The organism is Streptococcus ovis DSM 16829 (assembly GCF_000380125.1).
Classification (GTDB): Bacteria; Bacillota; Bacilli; order Lactobacillales; family Streptococcaceae; genus Streptococcus; species Streptococcus ovis.
In genome coordinates, this window is record NZ_KB904562.1 from 164546 (window position 1) to 182452 (window position 17907).

The window sequence follows — 17907 nt, forward strand, 5'->3', positions numbered from 1 at the left end:
AAAATCTAGGTTTAGGCCTAGATTTTTATTGTCTTCTTAAAAGCTTTTTAATGACTTGAATCATCTTATATTTGAGTGGATTTGGGTAATAGCGGAAGGTCCCCATTTTACGGACAATATGGCCGTTAAAGTTTTGTTTGAAGCGTAGCACCCCATCCGTACCATCAAACAGACCAGTAATTCCCAAGAGATTGTAGAAGGAAATTCCCCGTCTGAGGCTTTCCTGCATGACATGCTCTTGAAGGGCCATTGGTGCATAAAATTTGTTGAACTCTGTATAAGAACCGCTGAAGAGATAGACCGATTCGTGTGGTGTGTAGACAAAGAGGCTGCCTGCCAAGAGGACATCTTCAGAACCATGTTGTGCAATCAATTGCTCTGCTTCTAGGATACGAGTATCAAAAGTAGCAACCTGTTGTTCCAATTCCCTTTTCTGTGAGTTCAGTTTATTTGGATTTTGTCCCAGTTTTAGTTTCTCATCAAGAGTAGTAATGTCCTTTTCTAGCTTTGCCTTGCCAGCTTGCAAGTTTTGTAGATAATCTTGAAAATTGATGGAAGCAACCATAAATTCACAGTGATCACCAAACGCATCGTAAAAATCTTGGTAATAATCAAGAGATTTATCAGTGTATTCGCGACGCTCAGAGGTTGCTTCTGTGATTTCTTTGAACAAATGCAATTCCTCACGCTTGAGCTGACGGAGCTGGATACCAAAAGTTGATGTTTTCTTAGCTAAAGCTTTTCCTTTTTTGCTGAAAGAAGAGCGCAGTGTTGTAGGAGTAAGACCGGTTAAATCTTTGACATAGTGCCAGTCTGGTTCTCCACCTGGATAGCCTGTCTGGAGGCCGTCAAATTGGTAACCCAAATTGGTCAAATCAGTTATGAATTGTGTTTGCTCACTACTAGTTGGTTGGCCATTGCTATCAAAAGTTTGGTATGTTTGGTAGGGTTTGACAATCAGTTGGAGTGCCCCTTTTTGACGAGCATAGTCCTGCAGTAGCCGATAAAACTCTGGCAGGGATTCGGGATGAGAGGTGATAGGACCGCAATTGATTTCCATATGCAGACCACCTGTCATAGGGAGACTGTATAATAAGGCAGAAACGAGAACGGTATGATCTTTGACAAGTCCAATTCGTTCGACAGTCATGCCTCTTTTTTGCAGGAGTATAGCCATTTCCTCCGTTTGTAAAAAAGAGCGTTCGGAGACTGTCTTCGCGTGTTCTTGAAATGCTTCTAAAGTTAATAGTTGTAATGTCATGAGTGTTTACTTCTTAATTTTTTTCGTAGGGTATAGGCAAGATTGAAGAGAGGATAAAGAGGGCTAACAGGGAGATTAAACTCGCCAATAAACTCTTCAATCATAGGGTTCAGTTTGGATTTGAAATTGTACAGTCCACCGTCAAGTTGGTTTTCAATTCCTCCCATGTTCTGGTGTAGGATGCCCATTTCAAAAGCATGAAGGGCTGTTTTTTGCCAAGTGACGAGTGCCGATTGGTAATGTCTAAACTCTTCATCCATACCAGCGTAGATATTTTCCGAACTATCCCCAAAGTTGAGAGAGAGAGTAGCGGATAGAGGGATAACCGACTTGCCTTGATTGAGATGATTTTTTAAAAAGTCCAGTTCTGCTTGTAGTCGTTCAATCTCTTTCAAGGTTGTCTTAACCTTACTTTCACGCGTACTTTCTGTAAAAGCAGCTTGAATATTTTCTTGTTTTGCTAATTCTTCAGATAATTTTTCAAAGCGAGTAGCAATATCTAAATGTGCCATCGTAATGTAGGCGTCGTCGCCATAGGTTTTTAGGAGTTTTGTGTAATAATCTTGGTTGCGCAAGTGGATGCTTTTGCGAGCCTCTGTTTTTTTCATGAGATTAGCAAATGCTTCGACCATCTCCAAGTGTCCAAATTCAATCGTAACACCCTTATTTTCAGCAGTTCGTAAGAGTTGTTTGGTTTTTTTAGGGAGCTGATCTAGCTGAAAATCCTTAGCGTAGATATTCGCTTGGAAACGTGGTTGAATCGTCTCAGAAATATCACTAGTCCGCCCCACCCAGTGGCATCCTAATTCTGTAAGTAATTGAATGGTTGCGTGTGTCTGAGGATTGTCAACTCCCTCAAATCCCACAAGATGTTGCTGAAAATAGATGGAAGGATCAAATTTGATAAAAACAGCGCGATGTGTCTTAGCAATAGTTTTGAGAGAAGTGAGGACAAAGCTCACTAGCTCTTTGTCTGTATAGTCCATAATGGGCCCACGTGGAATATAAATCATGCTCCAGCCCAATGGTAGCGGTTGAATGAGGATAGAGGCAACAGCAACCAGTTGTCCATCCTTGTAAAAACCAATTCGTTCATTTCCCCAGTTGTCTTTTATTTGTGCCCATTTACTACTTTGTAAAAGATTCACCTGAGGATGTTGTTTGACAAATTCATCGTGTTTTTCTGCAGCAAGACCAGTCTGATATGTATACATTAGGCTAACACCCACTCTCTAAGGGCGTGTGCGACGCCACTTTCTTCATTTGATTTGGTAATGTATTTGGCAATTTTTTTCAATTCAGGATTGCCATTTTCCATGACAACAGGTGTTCCAACTACTTCTAACATGGAACGATCATTTTCCTCGTCACCGATGGCCATCGTCTCGTCTAGCGTTAGACCTAGGAAAGTTGCTAAGCGTTGGATTGCCAGCCCTTTATTGACTGTTTTTGGAGTGATTTCCAAGTAGAAGGCGGCAGATTTGGCGATGTTGTATTTGTCAAAGAAATCAGCAGGAATCTGCTTGATGGTTTCATCCAAGCGATCTGGTTCGTCGACCATCATCGTCTTGACGATTTCTTTGGTCTTCATTTCATCTGGTGTGCGATAGAAGATAGGAGCGTCCACCAATGTTGATTCGTAAATTGTGTATTTGCCGATATTCCGGTTCGCTGTATAAATACCTTCTTTAGTACTGGCATGCATCGGAACTGTTAATTTACGGGATAAGAGTTCGATATCCAAATAATCTTCGTAGCTCAAGGTTTCTTTGACAATATCCTTTTGACTGGCTACATCTTGGACCAATCCGCCATTAAAGGTAATGACATAGTCGCCTTCATCGGTCAGATTTAACTCTTTCAAAATAGCTCGGACACCAGTAATTGGGCGCCCAGTAGTGATAACAATTTTAACCCCAGCTTGTTTGGCCTCTTGAATCGCTTCAAAAACTTCTGGTGTAATTTCTTTTTGTGGATTGAGCAGTGTGCCATCAATATCAATAGCCACGAGTTTAATTCCCATGAGTTCCTCCGTAAGTAAAGTGTTCGTTGTGAATGTAGTGTGAAAATTCTTCGTTTTTATCAGCAAAAATGCCTGTTTCTTCTAACATTTCCTTAGGGAAATAGAAACGACTATTTCCATGAATGGTACCAGCTAGGGAGGCAACAATCGGGGACAGTTGGGACAGTTCTATGAGGCTATTATCCTTACGTAGAATTTCAATTTGGGTTCGTTTCTTAGTTGCTTCAGGCCGATACACATCATAAGGCAAATCAAAATTATGATGGATTGCTGTGTAATATTCTGGATCAAACCCAACATCAGCAACAATCTGACGTAAAACATCCAGTTTACCCTCTTCTTCTGGGTCAACAGTAATGGATTTGAAGACTTTACGATTGACATACCGTTGCGCCAAGTCGGATAAAATCTTATCAGGTCCATCAATCCAAGATTGGAAATAGGTATTCATCACGCCATCGTCCAAGGCTAAGTAATCTGATAAGGTCACCTGATGTTCAAAGAAGGGGATTAGCCGAGGTGAAGAAGTAGTAAAAAAGTCTTTTTCAGCGATATAGAGCATCTTTGCACGATTCAATAAATTTTGTAAGAGAACTTCCATGGAGCGACTGGCTGGATGAAAATAGACTTGCATATACATCTGATAGCGGCTTAGCACATAATCTTCGACAGCATGCATTCCTGATTCACGAAAGGCAATGCCCTTGTCAATAGGTTGGATGACCCGTAAAATTCGTGTCAGATCAAATTCGCCATAGCTTGCCCCAGTGAAATAGGAATCCCTCAGCAAATAGTCCATGCGATCAACATCAATCTGGCTTGATATTAATTGGACAACCTGCTTATTCGGATAGGTGTGGCGGATGACACTGGCAATCTTTTCTGGAAAATCAGGAGCAACTTGTTTCAAAATGGCATTGACTTCTGTCTCAGGACTGGTAATAATAGCGCAGGTCATCTCCTCATGATTGGTATCAAACAAACGTTCGAAGGTATGTGAATAGGCACCGTGTCCGACATCATGCAAGAGGGCACTCGTCATTGTCAGAAGAGATTCTTCTGGATTCCATTTATCTGGATAGTGCTCTTCAAAGGCTTCAACAATTCGACGGGCAATTTCATAAGCACCAAGACAATGCGAAAAACGGCTATGCTCGCCACCGTGGAAAGTATAGGAAGTGGTTCCTAACTGTTTGATGCGGCGTAGTCGTTGAAATTCTCTGCTATTGATTAACTGATAAATGACCTCATGGTCAACATGGATGTAATTATGTACGGGATCACGAAATACTTTTTCAATCATTCTACTATTATAGCAAATATCAGCAAAAAATGAAAAGATTGTCATACGGGAGGGGGAGATTCGTAAGAGTTTACGAAATACAACATTTAGCATATAATAAAAAAAGACAAAAGAAGGAGTAATAGAACGTGCAAATTCACTTGACAAATGAGATTGATTTAGATGGACAAATGGAGGTGGTTGATCAGGTTTACCCTGTTGAAGTCCTTCGTAAAAAGAATCAACTCTATCTAATGTATACGAATGAGGAGCAAGAAAAGGTGGTCATTAAATGTGATGACAAGGAGTTATCCATGACGCGATTTTCTTCACCCAAAACCTTGATGCGGTTTCTTTCGAATCAAGAAGCCATTGTGGTGGTGCCAACCCCAATTGGGTTGCAACATTTTGTAACGGTGACGAACGAATATCAATTGGACGAAGAAGCGCAGTCAATCCGACTTCATTATGATTTGAAGCAGCTAGAAGCAGAAGGGATTTTTGCTTCTTATCGAATGGAAATTTCTTGGGGAAATCCTCTTTTATAAAACGTTTTCAGAATTAATTTTCTTTGAAAAAACCTCGGAATTTGATATAATAGATGACAAATCGAGGGAGTAGCTAACGATTGTCAGTTTCTATTTCACTGTGTAACCCCATAGTGAAAAGCGGACAAGGTGAATCGTGTTTATGTCGTCATTACGAAATCTAGTATTTCCGGCATAATCTGAAATAGCGAGACTTGTTTGGAATAAAACAGGTCTTTTTGTTTGGAAAAGACCAGAGGAGGAGACGAAATGTCAAAGGAACAAAACCGTCAGGCGTACTATACGCAGACAGAAGAAGCTGTTCTTGAAGCCTTGCAGACCACTAAAAAGGGATTGACAAGTGACGAGGCAGCGCAGCGTTTGGCTACTTATGGCCGAAATGAATTGGATGAAGGTGAAAAACGTACAGTTTGGCAAAAATTCTTGGATCAATTCAAGGATTTGATGATTATCATCTTGCTTGCAGCGGCAGCACTTTCAGTGGTAACTGAGGGAACAGAAGGGTTAACAGATGCCATCATCATCTTGCTTGTAGTTGTCTTGAATGCTGCCTTTGGTGTTTACCAAGAAGGGCAAGCCGAAGCTGCGATTGATGCATTGAAATCAATGTCAAGCCCTGTTGCACGTGTTCGCCGTGATGGGCATGTGACTGAGGTTGATTCAAAAGACTTGGTACCAGGTGATGTGGTGATGTTAGAAGCTGGTGATGTTGTCCCTGCTGATATGCGCCTCTTGGAAGCAGCCTCGCTTAAGATTGAAGAAGCAGCCCTTACAGGAGAATCTGTCCCAGTTGAGAAAAACTTGGATGTAACCCTTACTGAGGATGCTGGTCTCGGTGACCGTGTGAATATGGGGTACCAAAACTCAAACGTCACTTACGGACGTGGTATTGGTGTGGTGACAAACACTGGTATGTTTACTGAGGTAGGTCATATTGCCAGCATGCTTGCGAATGCAGAAGAAACAGATACACCACTCAAACAAAACTTGCACCACTTATCGAAAGTATTGACGTATGCAGTTCTTGTCATTGCGGCCATTACCTTTGTCGTTTCTGTATTTGTACGTGGTGAAGCTCCTCTTGAAGCCTTGATGACTGCGGTAGCTCTTGCGGTAGCTGCTATTCCTGAAGGACTCCCTGCAGTTGTTACGATTGTTCTTTCAATGGGAACACAAGTTCTTGCGAAACGTAACTCCATCATCCGTCAATTGCCAGCGGTTGAAACACTTGGTTCAACAGAAATCATCGCCTCAGATAAGACTGGTACCTTGACCATGAACCAAATGACGGTTGAAAAGGTTTATTACAATGGTCGAGTATTTGATTCTGCAGATGATATTGCTGGAGACAATATGACCCTTCGTGTCATGAACTTTGCCAACGATACGAAAGTTGACCAAGATGGTAAATTGATTGGTGATCCAACTGAAACTGCCCTTGTTCAATTTGGTTTTGATCATGCTGTTGATGTACGTGATATGTTAAAAGCTGAGCCACGTGTGGCTGAGTTACCATTTGATTCAGATCGTAAATTGATGTCAACGATTCATAAATTGGCGGACGACAAATACCTCGTTGCTGTCAAAGGTGCGCCAGATCAATTGCTCAAACGTGTCACTCAGATTGAAGAAAATGGGACAGTTCGTCCAATCACTGACGCTGATAAAGAAGCGATTCTTGCAACCAATAAATCACTCGCTAAAGAAGCGCTTCGTGTCCTCATGATGGCTTACAAGTATGAGTCAGAAATTCCAACGCTTGAAACAGAAGTGGTTGAAAATGATTTAGTCTTTGCTGGTTTGGTTGGTATGATTGACCCAGAACGTCCAGAAGCAGCGCAAGCCGTTGCGGTTGCCAAAGAAGCTGGTATCCGTCCAATCATGATCACAGGTGACCACCAAGATACAGCAGAAGCAATTGCCAAACGACTTGGAATCATCGATCCTAACGATACAGAAGACCACGTCTTTACTGGTGCTGAGTTGAACGAGCTTTCTGATGAAGAATTCCAAAAGGTCTTCAAACAATACTCCGTTTATGCGCGTGTATCTCCAGAGCACAAGGTTCGTATCGTGAAAGCATGGCAAAATGAAGGTAAAGTCGTTGCCATGACAGGTGACGGGGTGAATGATGCGCCATCTCTTAAAACAGCTGATATCGGTATTGGTATGGGGATCACTGGTACAGAAGTTTCTAAGGGTGCTTCTGACATGGTCCTTGCCGATGATAACTTTGCAACTATCATCGTTGCCGTTGAAGAAGGACGTAAGGTCTTCTCAAACATCCAAAAAACAGTTCAATACTTGCTTTCAGCGAATATCGCTGAGGTACTTACAATCTTCCTTGCTACCTTGTTTGGTTGGGATGTTCTTGAGCCAGTTCATCTTCTTTGGATCAACTTGGTAACAGATACGCTTCCAGCGATTGCACTTGGTATGGAACCTGCTGAACCAGGCGTTATGAAACACAAACCTCGTGGACGTAACTCGAGCTTCTTCTCAGGTGGTGTACTTGGTGCCGTAGCTTACCAAGGTTTGATGCAAGGTGCTCTTGTACTTGGTGTCTATGGTTACGCTATTGCCAACCCAGTTCACGTCGGTGACTACCATGCTATCCACGCAGATGCCCTAACTATGGCTTACGCAACGCTTGGTTTGATCCAATTGGTACATGCTTTCAACGTCAAGTCTGTTTACCAATCAGTCTTCACAGTTGGTCCGTTTAAAAACAAGATGTTCAACTGGGCAATTCTTGGTTCTCTCTTACTCTTGGTGGCGACATTAACCATACCATTCCTAGAGAAAATATTCCACGTTGCTCACCTTGATATGAATCAATGGACCGTCGTTCTAATTGGTAGCTTCCTTGCCCTTGTGATTGTTGAAATTGTAAAAGCAATTCAACGTGCGCTTGGACAAGATAAGAATGCTATTTAATTTACCATGTTAAAAAAGACGCCTAGGGCGTCTTTTTTGCGATTAGGATAATAGACTATTTTTAATCTGCATGTTTGGACTGACAAACGGTTTAAACCGATATTGTGGAACGAAGAAAATAGTGATGGATAGAAGTGTTATAATGGCTAAATAGAAACCTATACGTATCCATTGTGCTGTCACGATAAAACAAAGTATTAACAGTACGGTAGAAATGAGCGTTAACAGTTGGTACAATGGATTATTCTCCATAATGAGGATTTGGTGGTTATGGGCGATAAAAAAAGATTTAGGGTCTTCCTTAACCGTTACTTTTGCTGGATAATAGGGCAGTTTAAAGGTCTGTGATTGTTGATGAGATAAGCGAACGACAGACTGTTGGTCTACTGTTAGCTCTAACGTTCGCCAAGAGTTTAGAACATTTGTGTTTCGCAGAACGGTGATACTCATATCGTCCCCTCCTTTTCTCTATTATATCATAGGAAAAGTGGATAGAGCACTCCAATCTTAAAAAAATGTGGTACAATATAGGAAGTTTTGGAAAGAGTGGAGAGTGTCATGACAGAGATTGTAGCGCATAGAGGGAGTCGAATTAATCGACCTGAAAATACCTTGGCAGCCTTTGAAGAGGCGATTCGAGTAGGAGCAGACGGTATTGAGCTAGATGTGCATCTGAGTAAGGATGGAGAGATTGTTGTCATTCATGACGAAACAGTTGATCGAACAACAAATGGTTCTGGTCTCGTGAAGGAAATGACCCTAGCAGAACTGAAGGAACTGGATGCGGGAATTTGGTTTGATACAGAATATGCTGGTCAGACAATTCCGACCCTACGTGAAGTGTTTGAGTTATTAGAGGAACGCCAGTATCAGGGGTGTCTGAATATAGAGTTAAAAACCTCTGTCTATCCCTATAAGGGAATTGAGAAAAAAATTGGCGACTTATTAGTGGAAACTGACCGTCCTTTTGAAGTCATGTATTCATCTTTTAGTTTACGCTCATTATTGAAAATGCACCGCATTGATCCTACAGCTGAGCTTGGGTATTTGGTGAGTAAACGAAGCATTTTGGTTTTTCTAGGGGCTTTCCTGCCATGGATTGGTGCGTTGCATTTATCACATAAATGGTATTTTAAAAAAGGGAAATCGGCTAAGAAACATTTGCGTTTGTGGACGGTAAATGATGAAAAAGTGATGAAAAAAGCCTTCAAAAAAGGTGTCACAGCTATTATCACAGATAAACCAGAAGTCGCACTTGCCCTTCGAAACGAGATGAGTTAATCTTTACAAAAGAATATTTTCCCTGTATACTAGAGTGACAAAGGAGAGGAAATTAGATGTCAGTATTTTCAGATGCTTATTTAGCAGCCAATGCAAGTAACTTACCTGCAGCAGCAGTACCTATGATTCGCCAGCGTTTAGAGAATTTAACAGATAGCCAGCAGGCTTATATCTTTTCAGCAGAAATGAAAAATCCAACGATAGCCTTGATTTTTTCGATTTTCTTAGGCTACCTAGGTGTTGATCGTTTTTATATTGGTCACATTGGATTAGGTGTTTGTAAATTATTGTTTTCTTGGGCCACACTTGGTATTTGGCCTTTAGTAGATTGGTTCTTGATTATGGGGGCTACCAAAAAAGCAAACCTTGAGAAATTAGAAGCTGCGATCAATGCAGCAACTATTTATGGTCAGTAGAAATAAGGATTGAAATGTCTCAATTCTATCATTTTGTAAGATAGTTGTAATTTAAAGAGGCGAATCGTTACCTATTTGTAATTTGATTCCCTCTTTTTTATGTTATACTAATTATCTGTTTTCCTTTTTTAAAACGGATAATTAGTGATAATCTAGAAAGTTCTGTTTGAAAAGTCGCATTGGATTTTGAGAATCATTGCAATTTTAGGCATTTTTGCTAAAATAGAAGTGATGAATCTGAAAGAAACAATCACACAATTAGCGCAGGAAATTGGGATTTCAAAGATTGGTTTTACCACAGCAGATGATTTTGCCTATTTGGAAAAATCCTTGCGTGCTGCTGTTGAAGAAGGACGTTCTTCAGGCTTTGAACATAAGAATATTGAGGAGCGAATTCAACCGAAATTGAGTTTAAACTCTGCAAAGACGATTATCTCGATTGCGGTTGCCTATCCTCGAAGGTTGCCACAACAGCCTCAAAAGACAGCTTTTCGACGCGGGAAAATCACGCCCAATTCCTGGGGCTTAGACTATCATTACATCGTTCAAGATAAGCTAGAGAGATTGGCCCGTGGTATTGAAAAATTGACCGCAGACTTTGAATACAAAGGGATGGTTGATACCGGTGCATTGGTGGATACGGCTGTTGCACGGCGTGCAGGAATTGGTTTTATTGGGAAAAATGGATTGGTCATTTCCAAGGAATATGGTTCCTACATGTTTCTAGGTGAGTTGATTACCAATTTGGAAATTGAGCCAGATAGCCCAGTAGATTATGATTGTGGAAATTGTAATCGCTGTGTCGACATCTGTCCAACCTCCTGTCTGATAGGTGATGGGAGTATGAATGCCCGTCGTTGTCTTTCTTTCCAGACACAAGTCAAGGGCATGATGGAGCTAGAATTCCGCAAGAAAATCAAGACGGTCATCTATGGTTGTGATATTTGTCAAATCTGTTGTCCTTACAATAAAGGAATTGACAGTCCGCCTGTAGTGGACATTGACCCTGATTTGGCACACCCTGAATTATTGCCTTTTTTGGAATTGTCCAATGGTCAATTTAAGGAAAAATTTGGCATGATTGCAGGAAGCTGGCGAGGGAAGAATATCTTACAACGCAATGCTATTATTGCCCTTGCCAATTCGCATGACCGCTCAGCTATTCCCAAACTCCTTGAAATCATCGATAAGATGCAAAATCCCATCCACGCTGCGACAGCTATTTGGGCCTTGGGAGAATTGGTGAAAGAACCTAGCGACGACCTAATTTCCTTCATTGAGGAGATTCAATCAGAACATCCAGATGTACAAGAGGAGAGGGCCAATTTTTTGAAATTAGCCAAACCGCATCAAATATGATAAAATGGAATGAACAATAAAGAATGAGGTAGACAATGGATACAGCAGAAATTTGCCAAAAGATAGACGAACTGTCAGCCAAATTAGACTCGTTCAGGGGGTCTCTTTGACTTAGAAGGTCTAGAGGAAGAGATTGCCATCTTGGAAAACAAGATGACGGAACCTGATTTTTGGAACGACAATATTGCCGCACAAAAAACATCACAAGAACTCAATGAACTCAAGAATACCTACAACAATTTTCACCAGATGATTGATTTGTTGGAAGAATCAGAAATTCTGCAGGATTTTCTGGCAGAGGATGATTCTGTGCGAGATGAGTTGGTTGAAAAGTTGGTTGAGTTAGATAAGCTAATGGCCAACTATGAAATGACCTTGCTCTTGTCAGAGCCTTATGACCATAATAATGCCATCCTGGAGATTCATCCAGGTTCTGGTGGTACAGAGGCGCAAGACTGGGGTGAGATGCTGATGCGGATGTATATTCGCTACGGAAATGCGCATGGCTATAAAGTAGAGACTTTGGATTATCAAGCGGGAGATGAAGCAGGAATCAAGTCAGTGACACTTGGCTTTGAAGGACCAAATGCCTACGGTTTTTTGAAGTCAGAGATGGGTGTACATCGATTGGTTCGGATTTCACCCTTTGATTCAGCTAAGAGACGCCATACCTCCTTTACTTCTGTTGAGGTCATGCCAGAATTGGATGATGCAATCGAAGTGGATATCCGTGACGAAGATATCAAGATGGATACTTTCCGAAGTGGAGGTGCTGGTGGACAGAACGTCAACAAGGTTTCGACTGGTGTGCGTTTGACCCACATTCCAACGGGGATTGTCGTGGCTTCAACGGTTGATCGGACCCAATATGGGAACCGTGACCGAGCTATGAAAATGCTGCAAGCTAAACTCTATCAGCTAGAGCAAGAGAAAAAAGCAGCAGAAGTTGATGCCTTAAAGGGTGACAAGCAAGAAATCACTTGGGGAAGTCAAATCCGTTCGTATGTCTTTACGCCATATACAATGGTAAAGGATCATCGCACGAATTTTGAAGTGGCACAAGTGGACAAGGTCATGGATGGAGAATTTGATGGCTTTATCGACGCCTATTTAAAATGGCGCATTCGTTAAAAATTAAAGAAAGGACTGTCTTTGGACAGATAACCTTATGGGAATTATAGAAATGAAAGACGTTTCCAAAAAATACGGAAACGGGACAACGGCTCTTCGCGGAGTGTCCGTCTCTATTGAGGCGGGTGAATTTGCCTATATCGTAGGGCCTTCAGGGGCTGGGAAATCAACCTTTATCAAGTTGCTCTACCGTGAGGAGAGTATTGATAAAGGGTCTTTGAAGGTTGGAAAATTTAACCTCGCTAAGATTAAGAAAAAAGATGTGCCTTTACTTCGTCGGAGTGTCGGTGTTGTTTTCCAAGACTACAAATTATTACCACGTAAAACTGTATTTGAAAATATTGCTTACGCGATGGAAGTTATCGGTGAAAAACCGCGTAATATCAAAAAGCGTGTCATGGAAGTCTTGGATTTGGTTGGTCTCAAGCACAAGATTCGGTCTTTCCCGAATGAATTGTCAGGTGGTGAGCAGCAACGGATTGCGATTGCGCGTGCTATTGTCAACAATCCTAAAGTATTGATTGCTGATGAGCCAACAGGAAATTTGGACCCTGAAAATTCATGGGAAATTATGAATCTTTTGGAGCGTATTAATTTACAAGGAACCACCATTTTGATGGCGACCCACAACAGTCAAATTGTAAATACCCTCCGCCACCGTGTTATTGCCATTGAAGATGGCCGTGTAGTACGGGATGAAACAGAAGGAGAGTACGGATACGATGATTAGACGATTTTTTAGACACTTTATAGAGTCTCTCAAGAGCCTGAAGCGAAATGGGTGGATGACAATTGCGGCCGTTTCATCTGTAACAATCACTTTGACTCTAGTAGGAATCTTTGCTTCTGTGATTTTAAATACTGCAAAATTGGCTTCTGATTTGGAAAATAATGTCCGTATCAATGTTTACTTGCGTGCAGATTCAACGGATCAGCAAGAAACCATAGTTAATGACGAAGGAAAGACAGTCAAGAATGAAAGTTACCAAGCAGTCTACAAGCAAATCATGGATTTATCGGACGTAGAGAATGTGACTTATTCAAGTAAAGACGAACAGTTACAGAATTTGACAAAGACGCTAGGAAAAACTTGGAATCTTTTCAAAGGAGATGCTAATCCGCTTTATGACGCTTATATCATTGAAACCAAAACTCCTTCCAGTGTGAAAAAAGTAGCGAAGGAAGTTACAAAGATTGATGGTGTATCAGAAGTACGTGATGGAGAAGTAGAGACAGAGAGAATCTTTAAATTAGCAGATCTTGTGCGAACTTGGGGACTTGCAGCAACAGTTCTCTTGCTCTTCACAGCTATTCTCTTGATTTCAAATACGATTCGAATTACCATTATCTCTCGTAGTCGTGAAATTCAGATTATGCGTCTGGTGGGTGCAAAAAACTCATACATCCGTGGACCATTCCTATTAGAGGGAGCATGGGTAGGCTTGTTGGGAGCAATCATCCCATCAGCTTTGGTTTACTTTGCTTATCGTGTGGCTTTCCAGTCTGTACATGCTAGTCTTGCTTCACAGAATTTATCCTTGATTCCAATGAATCTATTTATCCCTGGAATGATTGCAGCCCTCTTTATTGTCGGTATTGTCATTGGTGCATTGGGGTCGATGATTTCAATGAGCCGATTCCTAAAGATTTAAATTGCTTAAAAAAGACCCGTGAGGGTCTTTTTTAATTACTTATTGAAAAAATGGATTGAAAATGCGTTCGTGAGAAATGGTTGTGTCTTGCCCGTGTCCGGGGTAGACTTTGTAATGTCCTGGAAGAGAGAACAGTTGTTCTTTGATACTGCGAATGAGTTGGTCAAAATTCCCTGTTGGTAAATCTGTTCGCCCGATGGTTCCGCGGAAGAGAGCATCTCCTGTCAGAACTAGTTCTTGGTCTGGGAAAATGATAGAGACACTGCCCCAAGAGTGTCCCGGAGTTTCTACTACATGAAAATGAAAACCGGTGATGTCATAACTTTCTTGATATTGAAAGGTCTGTTCTGCAGGTTTGCAGACAACATCCGGTAGATCATCGTGTCGTGGTTGACCAGACCCATTGTCCAAGGGAGTATAGAGCCAGCTGGCTTCTTTTTCAGAAACATAGACGGATGGTTGCCCAAATGTTTCTCTAACCTTTTCTAGACTCATAATGTGATCATAGTGAGTATGAGTCAGTAGAACGGCAGCAACAGGCTTTTGAAGACGATGAATTGTTTGTTCAATGGTGTCCCAGTCACTTCCCGGATCAACCACGATGAGATACTCTTCATTTTCAAGATAGTAGGTATTTTCAGCTGCAATTGGATTGATGGTGCGGTAGATATTCATTTGTCAACCTCTCATTGTTCTTTCTTTTAGTTTATCAAAAAATGGTGGATTTAGCTGATATTTGATAAAATAAAACCATGGAATTAACATTATATGATCTCTATCAAAAATTATTAAGCCATATGGGACCGACGAATTGGTGGCCGGCGGATACGAAGCAGCAGATCTTAGTAGAAGCGATTTTGATTCAAAATACTACCGAAGCCAATGCAACAAGGGCATCCACCCTTATCGGAAATAAAACAGATTACCGTCTGGAAAAGATTGTGAACCTGTCTCAGGAAGACTTACAAGAATTGGTTCGACCAGCTGGTTTTATGGTGAATAAAAGTAAGGCTATACAAGGTTTGGCGAATTGGTATCTATTGCATGATGAACATCCTGAAGCAATTGTGGCGCAATACGGTGCGGGGTTGCGAAATCAACTCTTGCAATTGCATGGCATCGGCCTAGAAACGGCAGATGTGTTGCTGACCTATGTCTTTGACCAGCCCCAGTTTGTAGCAGACAAATACGCAAGAACACTGTTTATGCAATTAGGAGTACCTGCTTTTGCGAATTATCAAGAGTTACACCGGCAACTTTCTCGTTTACCAGAACCCTTTACTGTTCGCGATGCTCAGGAATTTCATGGGTTGATTGATGAATTTGGTAAGAAATTTCTTCGTTCAAAAGAGAATTTTCAGAAGAGTTTTCTTGCAGAAGATTGTTTGATATGGGAGAAGGACCATATAGAAAGTTCTTCAAATATGGTATAATTTGGATATCATGACAGAAAAACATAATGGAACCCGTTATGCAGTTGTGGACTTGGAAGCCACTGGAACGGGAAGTGAAGCAAAAATTATTCAGGTTGGCATCGTGATTGTACAGGACGGCAGAGTGATGGATACGTATGAAACAGATATTAATCCTCATGAGACTCTAAGCCCCTACATTCGCCAGTTGACAGGAATTTCCAATCGTCGGTTAAAAAAGGCACCTGATTTTGGACAGGTTGCAGAGGAAATTTACCGCTTGATTGAAGATGCAGTCTTTGTTGCCCATAATGTCAAGTTTGATGGCAATTTATTGGCCGAAGCGCTATTTTTTGAAGGGTACGATCTCTGGACGCCACGGGTAGATACGGTAGAATTGGCGCAGCTTTTTTTTCCAACAGTTGAAAAATACAGTTTGAGCCATCTGGCTGAGGAGTTGAATCTTGAGTTAGAGCAGGCTCACACAGCGATTGCTGACGCTTGGGCTACAGCTCACTTATTATTGAAAATTCAAGAGAAGATTGCTCAATTGCCCAAGACTACAATTGGTCAAATCTTAGAGTTGAGTGATAACCTGATTCATGAAACACGAATGGTCATAGAAGAAGTGTATGAAAACATGTCTGATTACACGGGCAAGGACTATGTTTCTGTTCACGGCTTAATGATCAAAAAAGAGTCAGATGAAACAATTAGTCGGAGGCTTGATAAGGATTTTTCAAAGAATATCCAGAAACTTGGTTTGGAAAGACGCACCACACAAGAAGAGTTTGCAAAACTCGTAGAAGAACGATTATTAGACCAAGAAGATCAGGTACATTTCTTGCAAGCGCAAGCAGGACTTGGTAAAACGTATGGCTACCTTTTACCATTGCTAGCACATACAGAACAACCACTAGTGGTTTCTGTACCAACTCACTTGCTTCAGCAACAAATCATGGAGAAGGAAGGAAAGCAGCTAGCAGAAGGATTTCAGATTTCAGTGCAATCAATTAAGTCTGCTCGGCATTTTCTGAAATTGGAACATTTTTGGCAAACCTTACAACGTGAAGACAGCAATCGTTTGTTAAATCGTCATAAAATGCAGTTATTGGTCTGGCTATGCGAGACTGAAACAGGAGATCTAGATGAATTCAAACAGCGCCAACGATATCAGCCTTATTTCGATGAATTACAACATGATGGAAATGTAGCAGCTCAGTCTGTTTTTGCTGAATGGGACTTTTGGCGACGCCTGCAATCCAAAGCTCAACGGAGTCGAGTGTTATTGACCAATCACTCTTATTTGCTCCATCATCTGAAAGACCAAGCCTATCTTTTTGAACATCGAATACTTGTGGTGGACGAGGCACAAAAACTATTACTGACTGCAGAGGGATTGGCAAGTCAGCGGCTGCTTGTCTCGCCATTGCTCAATAGTATGCAGAGCTACAAAGACCGTGCATTTGATTTATTGGAAAAGAGGCTGTATGAAAGTTTATTCTTTGAATTACAACAGCTTGTCTTAGAGATGCAAGCAGGAAATCGTAGTGACATACGAAGGGAACAGTTGCAGCAATTGACGCAAAATCTACAAGAACTGGGAGAATTGCCTGCTCCCTTAGCTGACTTGCGTTGGCTCTTAGAGTATTATGACCATTTTTGGTTGGTAAAAGAAGAATTAGATGGTCAGAAGGTTCCTGTATTACAGGCCAGCCAAATGGAGTTGTTGGATGTAGCTTCACTCCTCCCTCAAACAAAAATTTTCTGCATTAGTGCCACATTAGAATTGGGGAAAAAGATTCGTTTATCAGATTTACTCGGTTTTTCTAAAGTCACAATGGATTGTCTACCAAGTCAGAAAAGTCAGCAGCAAGAGATTATTCTGCTAAAAGATCTTCCATCTTTGGTAGATATGGATCTTACTGAACAGGCGCATTATATTGCTCGTTTTTTACAAGAATTAGAACGTTTTGGTCGGCCAATTTTAACCTTGTTTACCTCGTATGCTTTGTTATCAGCCGTTTCGGATAATCTAGCAGAGTGGGGAGTGGAACACATAGCTCAGCAGAAACATGGGGAGGAGTCGGTTGTCAAAAAACGCTTTGAACGCGGGGACTGTCGTCTTCTGTTAGGGACAGGCTCTTTTTGGGAAGGGGTGGACTTCTCTAATCAGCCAGAAATCATTCAGGTGATTCCTCGTCTCCCATTTGAAAATCCCAAAGATTTGCTTGTGCAGAAGATAAACCACCACTTAAGGATAGAAGGCAAGCAACCTTTTTATGATTATAATTTGCCTGTGATGCTTCTTAAGTTAAAGCAGGCAATCGGGCGGACGAAGAGGACCGCAGAGCAAATGTCTGCCGTTATCCTCTTGGATCATCGTGTGCTTCGCAAGCGATATAGTCGACGGATTACGCATTTCTTAAAAAACGAGTACCATGTCTCCGTACTAGATTGGCAAGAATTAGAACCACATATACAGCATTTTTTCGAAAGTGAAACAAATAGCGAAGAATAATTGAAAAAGGCCTGTTAGCCTTTTTCGGTTTAAAAGACAATAGAGAAACGAGAATGGAGCACGTGAAATAGTTAGGCGTACAAT

General features: G+C 41.3%; 16 protein-coding genes. 10 read left to right on the top strand and 6 right to left on the bottom strand.

Annotation, left to right across the window (positions count from 1 at the left end; translation table 11 throughout):
• Positions 1-25: 25 nt before the first annotated feature.
• Genes A3I9_RS0100865 through A3I9_RS0100880 form a run of 4 tightly spaced genes read right to left on the bottom strand, consistent with a single transcriptional unit; the run spans position 26 to position 4587 of the window.
• Entirely contained in the window at positions 26-1261 is a 1236-nt protein-coding gene (locus A3I9_RS0100865) for an aminoacyltransferase (RefSeq protein ID WP_018377193.1), read from the bottom strand.
• Complete coding sequence (locus A3I9_RS0100870; protein WP_018377194.1) at positions 1258-2475, bottom strand: aminoacyltransferase; 1218 nt, start codon at positions 2473-2475, stop codon at positions 1258-1260. The genes A3I9_RS0100865 and A3I9_RS0100870 overlap by 4 nt, the downstream gene beginning before the upstream one ends.
• A complete protein-coding gene (yidA, locus tag A3I9_RS0100875) occupies positions 2475-3284 on the bottom strand; it encodes a sugar-phosphatase (RefSeq protein WP_018377195.1) in 810 nt (269 codons plus the stop codon). Before yidA ends, A3I9_RS0100870 begins: the two co-directional genes overlap by 1 nt.
• On the bottom strand, positions 3274-4587 hold the full coding sequence (locus A3I9_RS0100880) for an HD domain-containing protein (protein WP_018377196.1): 1314 nt from the start codon (positions 4585-4587) through the stop codon (positions 3274-3276). The genes yidA and A3I9_RS0100880 overlap by 11 nt, the downstream gene beginning before the upstream one ends.
• A gap of 128 nt (positions 4588-4715) precedes the next feature.
• Between A3I9_RS0100880 and A3I9_RS0100885 the strand changes: the two genes are divergently transcribed.
• Positions 4716-5114: a YwiB family protein gene (locus A3I9_RS0100885; RefSeq protein WP_018377197.1), complete on the top strand. Its 399-nt coding sequence runs from the start codon at positions 4716-4718 to the stop codon at positions 5112-5114.
• A 249-nt stretch (positions 5115-5363) separates the two neighbouring features.
• Positions 5364-8051, top strand: coding sequence for a cation-translocating P-type ATPase (locus A3I9_RS0100890; protein WP_018377198.1), 2688 nt, complete (start codon positions 5364-5366; stop codon positions 8049-8051).
• A gap of 42 nt (positions 8052-8093) precedes the next feature.
• Here the strand turns inward: A3I9_RS0100890 and A3I9_RS0100895 are convergent, their stop codons facing one another.
• The gene (locus A3I9_RS0100895; RefSeq protein ID WP_018377199.1) at positions 8094-8501 is read right to left on the bottom strand and encodes a hypothetical protein; all 408 of its coding nucleotides are present in this window, start codon (positions 8499-8501) and stop codon (positions 8094-8096) included.
• Between the two features lie 108 nt (positions 8502-8609).
• Here A3I9_RS0100895 and A3I9_RS0100900 point away from each other — a divergent pair, with 108 nt between their 5' ends.
• The 6 genes from A3I9_RS0100900 (at position 8610) to ftsX (ending at position 13890) form a co-directional block, all read left to right on the top strand.
• A complete protein-coding gene (locus tag A3I9_RS0100900; protein ID WP_018377200.1) occupies positions 8610-9332 on the top strand; it encodes a glycerophosphodiester phosphodiesterase in 723 nt (240 codons plus the stop codon).
• A 56-nt stretch (positions 9333-9388) separates the two neighbouring features.
• Positions 9389-9748: a TM2 domain-containing protein gene (locus A3I9_RS0100905; protein ID WP_018377201.1), complete on the top strand. Its 360-nt coding sequence runs from the start codon at positions 9389-9391 to the stop codon at positions 9746-9748.
• 231 nt (positions 9749-9979) lie between these two features.
• Entirely contained in the window at positions 9980-11107 is a 1128-nt protein-coding gene (gene queG / locus A3I9_RS0100910) for a tRNA epoxyqueuosine(34) reductase QueG (protein ID WP_026217273.1), read from the top strand.
• 35 nt (positions 11108-11142) lie between these two features.
• Positions 11143-12238 (top strand): peptide chain release factor 2 gene (gene prfB, locus A3I9_RS0100915; protein WP_156809149.1). Its coding sequence is split into 2 segments (ribosomal slippage): positions 11143-11214 and positions 11216-12238, totalling 1095 coding nucleotides; the frame shifts between segments, so codons are not numbered across the junction.
• Positions 12239-12275: 37 nt separating this feature from the next.
• Positions 12276-12968 (top strand): cell division ATP-binding protein FtsE, encoded by a 693-nt coding sequence (gene ftsE, locus A3I9_RS0100920; protein ID WP_018377204.1) that lies wholly within the window; start codon positions 12276-12278, stop codon positions 12966-12968.
• Positions 12961-13890 carry a permease-like cell division protein FtsX gene (ftsX, locus tag A3I9_RS0100925; protein ID WP_018377205.1) on the top strand — a complete coding sequence of 310 codons (930 nt, stop codon included), beginning with the start codon at positions 12961-12963 and terminating at the stop codon, positions 13888-13890. The genes ftsE and ftsX overlap by 8 nt, the downstream gene beginning before the upstream one ends.
• 39 nt (positions 13891-13929) lie before the next feature.
• Here the strand turns inward: ftsX and A3I9_RS0100930 are convergent, their stop codons facing one another.
• Positions 13930-14565, bottom strand: coding sequence for an MBL fold metallo-hydrolase (locus tag A3I9_RS0100930; protein WP_018377206.1), 636 nt, complete (start codon positions 14563-14565; stop codon positions 13930-13932).
• Positions 14566-14642: 77 nt separating this feature from the next.
• Here A3I9_RS0100930 and A3I9_RS0100935 point away from each other — a divergent pair, with 77 nt between their 5' ends.
• Together A3I9_RS0100935 and A3I9_RS0100940 are read left to right on the top strand one after the other, a co-directional pair.
• Positions 14643-15323 carry an endonuclease III domain-containing protein gene (locus A3I9_RS0100935; protein ID WP_018377207.1) on the top strand — a complete coding sequence of 227 codons (681 nt, stop codon included), beginning with the start codon at positions 14643-14645 and terminating at the stop codon, positions 15321-15323.
• A 10-nt stretch (positions 15324-15333) separates the two neighbouring features.
• Positions 15334-17823 carry a bifunctional DnaQ family exonuclease/ATP-dependent helicase gene (locus tag A3I9_RS0100940; RefSeq protein WP_026217274.1) on the top strand — a complete coding sequence of 830 codons (2490 nt, stop codon included), beginning with the start codon at positions 15334-15336 and terminating at the stop codon, positions 17821-17823.
• The last annotated feature ends 84 nt before the right edge of the window (positions 17824-17907 follow it).

What these genes read in the sequence shown, in the direction of transcription:
- A3I9_RS0100865 (WP_018377193.1), bottom strand. Translation starts at nt 1,261, where the DNA reads ATGACATTACAACTATTAACTTTAGAAGCATTTCAAGAACACGCGAAG.
- A3I9_RS0100890 (WP_018377198.1), top strand. Translation starts at nt 5,364, where the DNA reads ATGTCAAAGGAACAAAACCGTCAGGCGTACTATACGCAGACAGAAGAA.
- A3I9_RS0100870 (WP_018377194.1), bottom strand. Translation starts at nt 2,475, where the DNA reads ATGTATACATATCAGACTGGTCTTGCTGCAGAAAAACACGATGAATTT.
- A3I9_RS0100940 (WP_026217274.1), top strand. Translation starts at nt 15,334, where the DNA reads ATGACAGAAAAACATAATGGAACCCGTTATGCAGTTGTGGACTTGGAA.
- A3I9_RS0100895 (WP_018377199.1), bottom strand. Translation starts at nt 8,501, where the DNA reads ATGAGTATCACCGTTCTGCGAAACACAAATGTTCTAAACTCTTGGCGA.
- queG (WP_026217273.1), top strand. Translation starts at nt 9,980, where the DNA reads ATGAATCTGAAAGAAACAATCACACAATTAGCGCAGGAAATTGGGATT.
- A3I9_RS0100930 (WP_018377206.1), bottom strand. Translation starts at nt 14,565, where the DNA reads ATGAATATCTACCGCACCATCAATCCAATTGCAGCTGAAAATACCTAC.
- A3I9_RS0100900 (WP_018377200.1), top strand. Translation starts at nt 8,610, where the DNA reads ATGACAGAGATTGTAGCGCATAGAGGGAGTCGAATTAATCGACCTGAA.
- yidA (WP_018377195.1), bottom strand. Translation starts at nt 3,284, where the DNA reads ATGGGAATTAAACTCGTGGCTATTGATATTGATGGCACACTGCTCAAT.
- ftsE (WP_018377204.1), top strand. Translation starts at nt 12,276, where the DNA reads ATGGGAATTATAGAAATGAAAGACGTTTCCAAAAAATACGGAAACGGG.
- A3I9_RS0100880 (WP_018377196.1), bottom strand. Translation starts at nt 4,587, where the DNA reads ATGATTGAAAAAGTATTTCGTGATCCCGTACATAATTACATCCATGTT.
- A3I9_RS0100935 (WP_018377207.1), top strand. Translation starts at nt 14,643, where the DNA reads ATGGAATTAACATTATATGATCTCTATCAAAAATTATTAAGCCATATG.
- ftsX (WP_018377205.1), top strand. Translation starts at nt 12,961, where the DNA reads ATGATTAGACGATTTTTTAGACACTTTATAGAGTCTCTCAAGAGCCTG.
- A3I9_RS0100905 (WP_018377201.1), top strand. Translation starts at nt 9,389, where the DNA reads ATGTCAGTATTTTCAGATGCTTATTTAGCAGCCAATGCAAGTAACTTA.